The sequence below is a fragment of the Streptomyces calvus genome (assembly GCF_006782915.1).
GTDB lineage: Bacteria > Actinomycetota > Actinomycetes > Streptomycetales > Streptomycetaceae > Streptomyces > Streptomyces calvus.
Window position 1 is genome coordinate 1,045,453 of record NZ_VCNP01000056.1, and the last position, 11,779, is coordinate 1,057,231.

At 73.3% G+C, this 11,779-nt stretch carries 11 protein-coding genes; 6 read left to right on the forward strand and 5 right to left on the reverse strand.

Features of this window, described 5'->3' with window-relative positions; genetic code table 11:
• The first annotated feature begins 20 nt into the window (after positions 1–20).
• The 4 genes from FGW31_RS32975 (at position 21) to FGW31_RS32990 (ending at position 4,117) form a co-directional block, all read left to right on the forward strand.
• Positions 21–758, forward strand: a complete 738-nt coding sequence (locus FGW31_RS32975) for a beta-phosphoglucomutase family hydrolase (RefSeq protein WP_142197215.1) — start codon at positions 21–23, stop codon at positions 756–758.
• Between the two features lie 300 nt (positions 759–1,058).
• Positions 1,059–2,558: a hypothetical protein gene (locus FGW31_RS32980; protein WP_142197216.1), complete on the forward strand. Its 1,500-nt coding sequence runs from the start codon at positions 1,059–1,061 to the stop codon at positions 2,556–2,558.
• Positions 2,559–2,655: 97 nt separating this feature from the next.
• Entirely contained in the window at positions 2,656–3,501 is an 846-nt protein-coding gene (gene prcB, locus FGW31_RS32985) for a proteasome subunit beta (protein ID WP_142197217.1), read from the forward strand.
• A 121-nt stretch (positions 3,502–3,622) separates the two neighbouring features.
• Complete coding sequence (locus FGW31_RS32990; protein WP_142197218.1) at positions 3,623–4,117, forward strand: DUF5709 domain-containing protein; 495 nt, start codon at positions 3,623–3,625, stop codon at positions 4,115–4,117.
• 331 nt (positions 4,118–4,448) lie between these two features.
• On the opposite strand, the gene FGW31_RS32995 is transcribed toward FGW31_RS32990, so the two are convergent.
• The 4 genes from FGW31_RS32995 to FGW31_RS33010 all read right to left on the reverse strand — a co-directional run bounded on the left by FGW31_RS32995 (position 4,449) and on the right by FGW31_RS33010 (position 9,027).
• Entirely contained in the window at positions 4,449–4,655 is a 207-nt protein-coding gene (locus FGW31_RS32995) for a hypothetical protein (RefSeq protein ID WP_142197219.1), read from the reverse strand.
• A gap of 305 nt (positions 4,656–4,960) precedes the next feature.
• Positions 4,961–6,163 carry a beta-1,3-glucanase family protein gene (locus FGW31_RS33000; protein ID WP_142197220.1) on the reverse strand — a complete coding sequence of 401 codons (1,203 nt, stop codon included), beginning with the start codon at positions 6,161–6,163 and terminating at the stop codon, positions 4,961–4,963.
• A gap of 407 nt (positions 6,164–6,570) precedes the next feature.
• The gene (locus FGW31_RS33005; protein WP_142197221.1) at positions 6,571–7,809 is read right to left on the reverse strand and encodes an MFS transporter; all 1,239 of its coding nucleotides are present in this window, start codon (positions 7,807–7,809) and stop codon (positions 6,571–6,573) included.
• Between the two features lie 327 nt (positions 7,810–8,136).
• Positions 8,137–9,027, reverse strand: coding sequence for a Gfo/Idh/MocA family protein (locus FGW31_RS33010; RefSeq protein ID WP_142197222.1), 891 nt, complete (start codon positions 9,025–9,027; stop codon positions 8,137–8,139).
• A 218-nt stretch (positions 9,028–9,245) separates the two neighbouring features.
• Between FGW31_RS33010 and FGW31_RS33015 the strand changes: the two genes are divergently transcribed.
• Positions 9,246–10,265, forward strand: coding sequence for a LacI family DNA-binding transcriptional regulator (locus FGW31_RS33015; RefSeq protein ID WP_142197223.1), 1,020 nt, complete (start codon positions 9,246–9,248; stop codon positions 10,263–10,265).
• On the opposite strand, the gene FGW31_RS33020 is transcribed toward FGW31_RS33015, so the two are convergent.
• Positions 10,246–10,659 carry a VOC family protein gene (locus tag FGW31_RS33020; protein ID WP_142197224.1) on the reverse strand — a complete coding sequence of 138 codons (414 nt, stop codon included), beginning with the start codon at positions 10,657–10,659 and terminating at the stop codon, positions 10,246–10,248. The two genes, FGW31_RS33015 and FGW31_RS33020, sit on opposite strands and share 20 nt — an antisense overlap.
• 222 nt (positions 10,660–10,881) lie before the next feature.
• Here FGW31_RS33020 and FGW31_RS33025 point away from each other — a divergent pair, with 222 nt between their 5' ends.
• Positions 10,882–11,739 carry an aldo/keto reductase gene (locus FGW31_RS33025; protein WP_142197225.1) on the forward strand — a complete coding sequence of 286 codons (858 nt, stop codon included), beginning with the start codon at positions 10,882–10,884 and terminating at the stop codon, positions 11,737–11,739.
• Positions 11,740–11,779 lie beyond the last annotated feature (40 nt).

Consider the following 11,779-nt stretch of genomic DNA (forward strand, 5'->3'; position numbering starts at 1 on the left):
CACGGGGAACCGTGTCTCGTATGACGGTTCTGGGTCTGCCCGACGGTATTCGCGCCTGCCTCTTCGATCTCGACGGTGTCGTCACGAAGACGGCCGTCGTCCACGCCGCCGCCTGGAAGGAGATGTTCGACGCCTTCCTGCGCGAACGGGACGGCGACTCCTTCCGGCCCTTCACCGACGCCGACTACGACGCGTACGTCGACGGCCGTCCGCGCGCCGACGGTGTGCGCACCTTCCTCGCCTCCCGCGGCGTCGAAATCCCCGAGGGCACGCCCGACGACCCGCCCGACGCCCGCACCGTGCACGGCCTCGGCAACCGCAAGAACCGTCTGCTGCTGGCGAGGATCCGCGGCCACGGCGTCGAGGCCTACGACGGCACCCTGCGCTACATCGAGGCGGTCCGCGCCCGCGGGCTGCGCACCGCGGTCGTCTCCTCCAGCGCCAACTGCCGTGACGTCCTGCGCTCGATCGGCGCCGAGGACCTCTTCGACGTACGGATCGACGGCGTGGTCGCCGCCGAGCGCGGACTGCCCGGCAAGCCGAAACCGGACACCTTCCTCGCCGCCGCCGAGGACCTCGGCGTGCAGCCCTTCCAGGCCGCGGTGTTCGAGGACGCGCTGGCCGGCATGGAGGCGGGCCGCGCCGGCCACTTCGGCTACGTCGTCGGTGTCGACCGGGTGGGGCGGACCGACGCCTTGTACGCGCACGGCGCCGACCGCGTCGTGACGGACCTGGACCTGCTCGGCAGTGGGCGGTGACCACCGGCGAGCGGCTCCGGCTGGGCGGCGCCGCGCTCACCGGCCAGGACCCGCGCACACCGTGGTGCCGTGACCCGTGCGCGGACACGGCCCGCCGTGCGCGCAGCCGGGCCGTGGCGGAGGGCCCGGTGCGGGTGAGGCGGTTGGCCGTATACCGCCCTGCGCGCCCGACGCCCGCGGGTTAGTTTGTCCCTGTTTTCCGGAAACGTTGTCCGGAAACCCGGTTCCCCCACCCCGGCCCGTGGAACGCACGGCCGCTGGAAACCGGGCCCCATGACGCGCGGGAACGAAGGACGGACGATGAGCGACGGCCCCGGTGCCCTCCTCGCCGGCACCCGGCGGCGCGGCGAGCGGTGGCCCGCGCCGCACACCCGCCGTCGCACACGCCGGCCCGGGCCGCTCGCGCTGCTCGCCGCCGTCTTCGCGCTCGCCCAACTCGCCCTCGTCCGACCGGTGCTGGGACTCGGCTGGGACGAGATCGTTTACGTCAGCCAGGTCACCTCCCACCACCCGGCCGCCTTCTTCAGCGCGCCCCGCTCCCGGGGCGTCTCCCTGCTGGTGGCACCCGTGGCGTCCTGGTCGTCGTCCACGGTGCTGCTGCGCGTCCACCTGGCCGTGCTCTCCGCCCTCGCCCTGTACCTGGCCCTGCGCTGCTGGCGCGGTCTGTTCCCGACCCGGGTGCTGGTCACCGCGGGAGCCTTCTTCGCCTCCCTGTGGGTGACGCTCTTCTACGGCCCCCAGGCCATGCCCAACTACTGGGTCGCCGTCGGCGCGCTGATCACCGTCGGCTGCCTGCTGCGCCACCGCGCCGACCCCGCGCCCCGCGGCCCGCTGTGGGGCGTGGTGGCGGGGGCCGCGCTCATGGCGTGGATGCGGCCCGCCGACGCCGTCTGGGTGACGGTCCCGCTCCTCGTCACCGTCCTCGCCCTCCGGTCACCGCGACTGCTGCTCGCCCTCGTGGGCGGACTCGCGGCCGGTGCCGTTCCGTGGGCGGTCGAGGCGTACGCCGCGTTCGGCGGCCTGCGGGAGCGGCTGGCCGAGGCCTCCCGCATCCAGGGCGGGCTCGGCTGGCAGATCGCCGTCGACGACCAGCTCCGCAGCCTGGGCGGCCGGGCCCTGTGCCGCCCCTGCACCGGGTCGATGCCCCACCCGGTGATCACCCTGTGGTGGTTCGTCCTGCCGCTGCTCGCCGTCCTCGGGCTGATCGTCGCCGTACGGGCCCGGCGCACCCTGCGCACGCTGCTGCCGCTGGCCTGCGCCACGACCTCCGCGCTCCCGTACCTGTTCATGATCGGCTACGCGGCGCCCCGCTTCCTCCAGCCCGCCTACGCCCTCCTCGCGATCCCGGTCGCCGACGCCCTGTGGCACCTGGTCACCGCACCGCGCGGAAGGTGGCGGCCGACCGTCAGGGCACTGGTCGCGCTCGGGCTGGCCGGCCATCTGACGGTGCAGCTGACGGTCCTGGTGTACACGGTGGACCGCAACGTCGACAGCCGCCGTGACTGGGCCCGCACGGCCGGCGAACTGCACCGGCTCGGTGTCCGCCCGCCCTGCCTGGTCACCGGCCACGAGGCCATCCCGATCGGCTACTACACCGGCTGCTCCTCCGGCGCGACCTCCGGCAACAACGAGAACACCACGGTCGCCGAGATCGTCCGCACCGCCGGGCGCATTCCCGTCGCCGCGTTCACCGGCCCCGGCGGTACGCCGCCCGGCTACGCCCGCGACTGGCCCGCCCACCGGATCGGCGGCCTCGAGGCCCGTATCGCCCCGGCGCCGGGCTCCGTCCCCGCCGGATGAGGACCGTCGGCGTCCCGCCGTCCGGTGTTTCCCGCGCGGCCGGGCCAGGTAGGAGTCGGTTGTCGGTGCGCGGACGGGCGACGAGGGGGCGGACGGCATGACGGCGAGCGATCACGAAGGGCGGCTGGGGGAGGAGTTCTTCACTCCGGGGACCTCGTCCTTCACCGAGTTCCTGGCGGCCCACCGACCCGACCTGCCGGCCCCGCGCGCCCTGCCCGACGACGTCCGCGGTGTGCGGGCCCCGCACGGCACCACCGTTCTCGCGCTCACGTACCGCGACGGCGTGCTGGTCGCCGGCGACCGCAGGGCCACGCTGGGCCATCTGATCGCCCAGCGCGACCTGGAGAAGGTGCTGCCCGCCGACGACCACACCGCGATCGCGATTGCCGGGTCCGTGGGCATCGCCCTGGACATGGTGCGGCTCTACCAGGTCGAACTCGCGCACTTCGAGAAGATCGAGGGCGTCCCCATGACCCTCGCGGCGAAGGCGACCCGGCTGGCGACCATGATCCGGCAGAACCTCGCGCAGGCCATGCAGGGCCTCGCCGTCGTCCCGCTGCTCGCCGGCTACGACAGCGCAGGGCCCGGCGGGGGACGCGGCCGGATCTTCTCCTTCGACGCCGTCGGCGGCCGCTACGAGAAGGACGGCTTCCACGCCGAGGGCTCCGGCTCGCCGTACGCCAGGGGAGCGCTGAAGAAGCTGTACCGGCCGGAGATGACCCGTGAGGAGGCCGCCCTGGCCGCCCTGGAGGCGCTCTACGACGCGGCCGACGACGACTCCGCGACCGGCGGCCCGGACCTGGCACGCCGCATCTTCCCGGTCGTGTCGGTCATCACCGAGGACGGCTACGAACGGCTCGCCGAGGCGGAGACGCGGCGGCTGAGCGTCGCCGTGGTCGAACGGCGGCAATCCCGGCCCGACGGCCCGAACGCGCCCGTGTGACCTCGCCCCGCGCGGCGGGTTCCCTGTCGTCCGGCGCACGGGGTTAGAGATCGCGTCACGGGAAACGCGGATCTGACACCGCGGACGATACGAGCCGACGCAGCGTGACAGGGAGGCAGCCATGGGCAGCGAACCGATGGCCGACGACGTGTACCAGCCCACCGGGAGCAACGAGGAGCAGGAGGACGCCGCGCCGCTCGACATGCAGGACGCCCTCGACGAGCGGTCCTACGACGACACCCTGGACGAGGGCTACTCGCCACCGGAGAAGCCCCTGGGCGTCACCAAGTACGGCACCACGGCCGCCGAGCAGCACGACGGGGAGAGCCTCGACCAGCGGCTGGCGCAGGAGGTGCCCGACGCGTCCGGGCCCGCGGGTGACGAGGTGGGCGACCTGCCGGGCGGTGAGGGCGAGCCGGTCGACCCGCAGGCGGGCACCGACCGTGCCGGACGCCTGGTCGCGCCCGACGAGGGCGCCCGCAGCGACACCACGAAGGAGTCCGTGGCCGACGACGTGGGCATCGACGGCGGGGCCGCCGGGGCGGAGGAAGCCGCGGTCCACGTCGTCGAGGAGGACACCGTGCTGCCCGAGGACCGGGACCGGGACGGGGCCTGAGACGCCTGACGACGAGGATCGGGCGGAACCTGCCTGAGGGACGACGAGGTTGAACCTGAAGGGCGACCGGGACCGGGCTGAGCCTGAGGCGCCCCGCGAGGGCAGCCGGAACGACCGTTCTCGAGGCACCCCGCCACCTGATGACCGGGACGGACGGCACCCGAGGCCGGACAGGGCGGCGCCGCCGGTCCGCAGCCGTGAGGCCGCGGACCGGCGGCGCCGTCCCGTCCCGTGTGCAACCCCTTCAGCGCGAGGCGCTCCGTGACCCCTTCGCCGGGGACGCGCCCCGGAACTTCGCCGACAGGGCCCCCGGGTCAGGGGACGCGGGGATTCAGGGCAGCATCTTGTCCAGGGCGGCGGGCCCCTCCTCGGCCAGCTTCCGCTTGGCCCAGTCGAGGTTGTGCGGCGTGAGGTCCTTGCCCGAGGCAAGGACCAGGTCCTCCGGCGACACATCGGTGCCGGTGCGGGCGTGGAGCAGGCTGTCCGGGGTGGTGCGGTCCTCGGGCTGCCGGGACGCGTCGGGCTGGGACGTCGACATCTTCTGGCTCCTCGGGTCCGGTTCGCTGTTGCGGCCCCGGTGCTGTCATCGGGTCCGATATCTCACCATTCAACGCGGGAGCCCGCCGTGCATCCGGAACGCTCGCGGCACCGCGGTGAAGGGCCGCCTCCTGGATCCCGGGGTACCTTCCCGGGCCCGCGGGAAACCTGCTCCTGCGGTGCGGGCCCGGGTCGCACACCCCGGCGGGGAAACGCACGCGAGGCTGCCGTGCCGGTCCAGCCGGACTGCCCTGACTGTCCGGACTGCCAGCACTCCGGTCCGGCCGGACCGGCACGGCGGCCGGACTAGAAGGGGCTGATCGTCAGCTGCAGGCCCGTCGGGGCCGTGTCCTGGATGTACGAGGCGAAGTCGGCCACGTCGTCGAAGGCGAAGCCGTACGCCTTGCCGTCCTCGGTGGCCGTGTGCATGGCCTTGGAGTAGTGGTTGGTCAGCTCGGTGCCGTAGAAGACCGACGCGTCGGTGGTCGGCTGGTCGGGGTGGCTGAGGAGCGTCGAACGGTTGAAGCCGGCGCCCAGCACCGCGGCGACCGGCCCGGTGGTGCCGTCGTTCGGGGCGGCGAGGGCGCCGTCGCAGAACAGCACGTCCCGCGTCGACGGCTTGCCGAACGAGGCCTGGGCGGGCCCGTCGAAGGTGAACCGGTCGCCGCGCACCCGGCCGGTGAACGTGCCGGCATTGGTGGTGATCTTGAGGTCCTTGCCGGTGTAGGTGCTCCACACCTCGTCGATGTACTGGGCGAAGTAGTCCTCGGCGAACAGGCCGGCGTCCAGCCCGTGGCCGGGGGCGATGATCCGGGTCTCGTCCACGACGAGCCGGGAGAAGGCCTCCACCTCCTTGACGGCGGCGAACGCGGCCGCGCGGCCGCCCTCGCGCACGGTGCCGGTCGTCTGCTCCTTGGAGCCGGTGAGCCGGATGCTCAGCGGCACGCTGAACATGTCGACCATCGTCGTGTTGCAGAACATGCCGGAGGAGTTGTACGTGAACTCGGCGCAGTCGTGCAGCACGCCGTAGTTGGGGTCGGAGGAGACCCAGCCGGCCGGGTACTGCAGCGCGGCGTTGCCGTTGCCGTCCGTGACGGCCTTCAGCTTGAGCTTCCCGCCGAGCGCCACGTAGATCCGGCCCGACATGTACGGCAGGGACAGCTTGGTCTCGCCGCCGGACAGGCTGATCGCGTAGTCGGTGAAGCCGTCGGAGCCGTTGTCGGACGCGGCGATCGGGGCCAGCGTGCCGTCGGGGGTGAGGCGCACCTGACGGCCGTCCGCGTTGCCCACGACGTACAGGTGCACGTTCGCGTTGTCGAAGGAGCCGCTGTTGTTCACGATCGTCAGCGGCAGGGGCCCCGCCGCCGCGGCTTTGGCCCTGCGCTCACCGGACTGCCCCGCGAGGGCGTGCGGAGCGAGCGCGGCCGCGGCGGGGACGGCCACGGCGGCTCCGCCGAGGGCGAAGAGAAGCTTGCGGCGGCCGAGGTTGCGCTGGTGACGAGGAGTCATGTGGGGGTCTCCTGGAGTGTTCGTGCGGCTTCCTGACCGCGCCGGGCCGGCGTGGGGGGACGGACACGGGAGGCGCCCTCGGCGTGCTGAGAGCGCTCTCATGCCCGCGGGCCGGGACCGGCGCGGGTTTCGATGGTAGGGACAGCGACGGGTCCCGCCAATGGTCCGACTTGTCCTCAACCCGCGTTGACCTGCGCCTACTTGAAACGCCGACGAAGAGCCCACGAGGGCTTAACCGGCCTTTAAGGGTGACTTAAGGCGAGCGGAGCGGGCGAACACGGAGCGCGCTGAGAGCGCTCCATTGCGCAGCGGACGGGGAGGACGGGCGGGGCGCGGGACGGGGCGGGCAGGAGCGGCAGGGTGTGCGAGGGCTTCGAAGTGCCGAGCTGGCGTCACCCGGTGAGCGACTACCTCGGGTCGGCTCGTACGTCGGCCGTCTCGACGCGGACGGCTCGGGCGCGGACCACGAAGGGCCGGGACAGGACGGTGATGGCGACGGAGACCGCGGCCACGGCCGTGATGGCGGTGGCGGGGGCGGAGTGCTGGGCAACGCCGCCGGCGACCGCGGCTCCGATGCCCTGCCACGTCATCCGCCCGGCGGACTCGACTCCCTGGACCTGGCCGCGGACCGGATCGGGGGTCAGCTCCAGAAGTTGCTCCTGGAGCGGCAGGGTGGCGGCGAACCCGGCACTGGCGATGCACACCGCGGCTGTCGCCACCGGCACCGGCGGGTGGAGGACGAACAGCAGGTAAGGGACGGCGAGCAGCAGTCGCAGGGGGAACGCACAGCGGCGTCGCTGCCCGGCGGTGAGCAGTCGGCCGACCGTCAGGTCACCGAGGAGCATGCCTGCCGATCCGGCGGCCAGGAAGGCGCCGGCGTGCTCCGGGGCGTAGGAGATGAACAGCGCCTCGCAACCGACGACCAGGCCGTTGGGGACCCACAGGTTCAGCAGCAGCGCGCGGTGGCCGGAGTGGGAGAAGAGCGCGATGTTCGTCTTCCAGGTCCGGCGCAGTCCGGGCCGGGAGGCCGGACGGATCGAGCGTTCCCGGACAGTCGCCGCCACGATGACCGATCCGGCTCCGGTCAGGGCCGCCGCGGCGACGAAGACCTCCTGCGGGCTCAGGTACCGCAGAAGTACCGCGCCGGTGGCGTAGCCGAGGACGGCCGTGCCGCCCGAGGTGATGTTCATCAGTGAACGTGCCAGTGCGTACGTGGAGTCCGGCACCACCTCGGCGAGCAACCCCATCCGTGTTCCCGTGCCCAGGGACTGGAGGAATCCCAGCACGAGGAGCAGGCCGAACCGGGCGGCGAGCGGCAGCCCGGGAACCGCCTGTGCGGCCACACCCACGAGCGAGACGCACTGGAGCGCGACGAGGGTCCGGCGCGGGCGCTTTCCGTCCGCGACCGACATGAGCGTCAGCGCACCGAGCACCGTCGCGAACGTGGAGCCGTACATGCTGACGGCGGTCAGGAACGGGGAGTTGGTCCGATGGTTGACCAGCGTGCCGAGCGCGAAGCCCGACAAGGTGCTCGCGGCGACCGTCAGGGTGAAGCCGGCGTACAAGCCGGCGAACTCACGGTTGCGGAGCAGGCCACGGTAGCCGGCGGTGGGAGACGTGCTGGGTGCGGAGGTGTCGGAAGGCATGAAAAAAGCCTCCGGGCACACCCACGTGGCGTGCCGAAGGCCAACGCACCCATTTTAGCACCGGGTTGTCCGGCGTCCTGGGCCGTGACGTCGCGGGCCGGGACCGTCGGCCCCTCGAGGCCGCGCTCACGGCACCGGCCGCGCCAGGACAGCCCACGCGCCCGGCGGGAGTTCCACGGGTTCGCCGCCGAGGTCCGCGTGGGGGTGTCCGCGCCGGAGTCGTTCACGCGCCGGCGCCCGGTCGGGGCGTTCCGTCGCGCAGCAGTGCCTCGGCCGTGGCCAGGTCAGGGCGTTCTGTCGCGCAGCAGTGCCTCCGCCGTGGCCCGGTCAGGGCGTTCCGTCGCGCAGCAGCGCCTCGGCCGTGGCCAGGGTTTCGGTGACGCGGAGGGCGAATGCCGCGTCGCACGGGTGGGCGGTGCCCGTGGCGGCCGCGGTGAGGAGCGCGTCCAGGGCCCGGGTGAGGGCCGGGACCGGCCCGTCGGTGGCCTCCGGGAGGTGCGTGACCCCGGACTCGCCGCGGAGTTCGACCGCGGCGCCCGCCGCGGCCGGCGGAGCGGTCAGGCTCAGGGTGAGGCTGCTCGACGCGCCGCTCGCGTGGTCGAGGACGAGATACACGGTGTCCCCGGGACCGTACGCGGCCGCCGTCACCCGCCGGGGGTCGCCGAGCACCGGCAGCAGCACGGACAGGGCGTGCGGGCCGACGTCCCACAGCGCGCCCTTCTCCCGCCGCCACGCAGAGGCGGCGAAAGGGCTGTCCCCGGCGGTGAACACCGCCCCGAGCCACTGCGCCCGCCCGGTGAACCAGCCGCCCACCCGGGCCTGTTCGGTGATCCACTCCTGCGGGCCGGGCTGGAAGCGGGTGGTGAAGAACACCACCGACGCGACCCGGGCCTCGGCCGCCGCCTCGACCACCGCCCGCCCTTGCGCGACCGTCGGCGCGAGCGGCTTGTCGAGCAGCAGATGACAGCCGGCCCGGGCCGCCCGCACCGCCGACTCGGCCTGTACCGCGGGCGGCAGCGCGACGGCGACGGCGTCCACGTCGGCGTACAGGGCGTCCACGTCGTCGTAGGCCCGGACGCCATGGAGGGCCGCCAGTTCCCGGGCGGCCTCGGGCCGGCGGCCCCACACGCCGGTGAACTCGACGTCCGGGTGACCGTCGAGCGCGGGCGCGTGCGCCATCCGCGCCCACGGTCCGGTGCCGAGCAGTCCGATCCGCATGCCGCCGCCTCTCCGGGGCCGGCGTCCGCCGCCGGACCGTCTGTGTTCGTCGCGGGTCCCTGGCGCGCGCTACTGACGCGCTCCAGGTCAGTACGATGATCCCGGACGAAATGTCGTGTCAACAGCCGCTCGCCGGACACCGCGGGAGCCCGCGGGGGCGGGCGGACGCCGGAGGGTGTGGTTCACGAGTGGACGGATCGGGCAGGTCGCGGCCCACGATGGCGGACGTCGCCGCGAAGGCGGGGGTGTCCCGCGCGCTGGTCTCGATCGTCTTCCGCAACCAGCCGGGAGCGGGCCGCGAGACCCGCGAGCGGGTGCTGCGCGTGGCCGACGAGATCGGCTACCGCCCCGACAGCGCCGCCCGGCTGCTGGCCCGCGGGCGCAGCCGCACGCTCGGCGTGATGTTCACCGTGCACCAGACCTTCCACATGGACCTGATCGAGGGCATCTACCCGGAGGCCGAGCGGCTCGGCTACGACGTCCTGCTCTCGGCGGCCGCGCGGGGCCGCAGCGAGTCCCAGGCGGCCGAGGCGCTGCTCGGGCACCGCTGTGAGGCGCTCATCCTGCTCGGGGCCGACGCCGATCAGGAGTGTCTCGAACAGCTGGGGCGGCGCCTGGTCACCGTCTCGGTCAGCCGTCGCGTCCCCAACGCCCCGGTCGATTTCGTGCACACCGCGGAGGGCAAGGGCGTACGCCAGGCGATGGACCACCTGGTGGGGCTGGGGCACCGCAGGATCGTGCACATCGACGGCGGGCGCGGCCCCGGCTCCGCCGAGCGGCGGCGCGCGTACCGGGCCGCGATGCGCCGCCACGGCCTGGAGGCCGAACTGAGGGTGATCCCGGGCGAGCACACCGAGCGGTCCGGCATCGAGACCGGCCGGATGCTGCTGGCGGAGCGCGACCGGGGGGTACCGCTGCCGACCGCCGTCCTCGCGGGCAACGACCGGTGCGCGATGGGCCTGTTGATGGTCATGACGCGGGCAGGCGTTGACGTCCCGGGCGACCTGTCCGTGGTCGGCTACGACGACAGTCATCTGTCCCATCTGATGCCGATCGGCCTGACCACGGTCCGCCAGGACGCCGCCCTGATGGCCGAGCACGCGGTGCGGTTCGCCGTGGAGCGGCTGCGGGACGAGGAACTCGGCCCGCGCGAGGCGGTGCTGGACCCGAAACTGGTGGTGCGGGGCACGAGCGGTCCGCCCCGCGACGGGGACGGGCTCAGCCCTCTGGCCGGCTGATGTCGACCATCCACGGGATGCCGAAGCGGTCCGTGCACATCCCGAAGACGTCTCCCCACATCTGCTTCTCCAGCGGCACGGACACCGAGCCGCCGCTGGAGAGTTTCTCCCAGTAGCCGCGCAGCGTGGACTCGTCCTCGCCGCTGACGCTCACGGCGAAGGTGTTGCCGGGACTGTGCTCCATGCCCGGCGGCATGTCGGCGCCCATGAGGGTGAAGCCCTCGGTGGTCCTGAGCATGCCGTGCATGATCTTGTCGGCGTTCTCGGCGCCGGGCTGCCCGAAGTCGCCGTAGGTGTTGAGGCGCAGCTCGCCGCCGAAGACGTCCTTGTAGAACTCCATCGCCTGCCGTGCGTCCCCGTCGAAGCTGAGATACGGGTTGAGGACCGAGGCCATGAGAACCTCCCGAATGGGTGCAAAGTCGGCTCCGCGCAGCGTAACGCCGGGCACCGACCACCGCGCGGCGGCGCCCACGGGGCGACCGTCGGCCGGATTCAGCGCCCCGTCTGCTGAATGCGTTCGCTTTCTTCTATTGGATTTCCGGCCGCGCGCCGAGCAGGCTGGTACGCGCTTTCCCCGCAGCCCCGCGAAGCGACAGCCGGAAGAGGTCACGCGCCCATGCACACCCGCCGTATCGGTGATGTCGAGGTCAGCGCCGTCGGACTGGGCGCCATGCCCATGTCCATCGAGGGCCGCCCCGACACGGCCCGTTCCCTGGCCACCCTGCACGCCGCGCTGGACGCCGGTGTCACGCTGATCGACACCGCGGACGCTTACCACATGGGAGCCGACGAGGTCGGCCACAACGAGACGCTGGTCGCCAAGGCCCTCGCCTCCCACGAGCGGGGCGGCGACGTACTGGTCGCCACCAAGGGCGGCCATCTGCGGCCCGGCGACGGCAGCTGGACGCTGGACGGCAGCCCCGCGCACCTCAGGAGCGCCTGCGAGGCGTCCCTGCGCCGGCTCGGGGTGGAGGCCATCGGGCTCTACCAGTTCCACCGGCCCGACCCCCGGATCCCGTACGCGGAGTCCGTCGGCGCGCTGCGCGAGCTGCTGGACGAGGGGAAGATCCGCATGGCGGGCATCTCCAACGCCGACCCGGACCAGATCCGGCAGGCCGACGAGATCCTCGGCGGGCGCCTGGTCTCGGTGCAGAACCAGTTCTCCCCGGTCTTCCGCTCCAGCGAGCCGGAACTGCGCCTGTGCGACGAACTCGGCATCGCGTTCCTGCCGTGGGGCCCCTTCGGCGGCATCTCCCGGGCCGGTGAACTCGCCACCGCCCACGCCCCGTTCGGGCGCATCGCGCAGGCGCACGGGGTGAGCGCGCACCAGGTGTGCCTGGCGTGGATGCTCGCCAAGTCGCCGGTCGTCGTGCCGATCCCGGGAGCGAGCCGGCCGGAGTCCATCCGTGACTCGGTGCGCGCCGCCGACCTCGTGCTCACGCCCGAGGAGATCGCCGAGCTGGACGCCGCCTGACGCGCGAGGAGGCCGCTGAGCCGGACGCCGTCCGGGACGC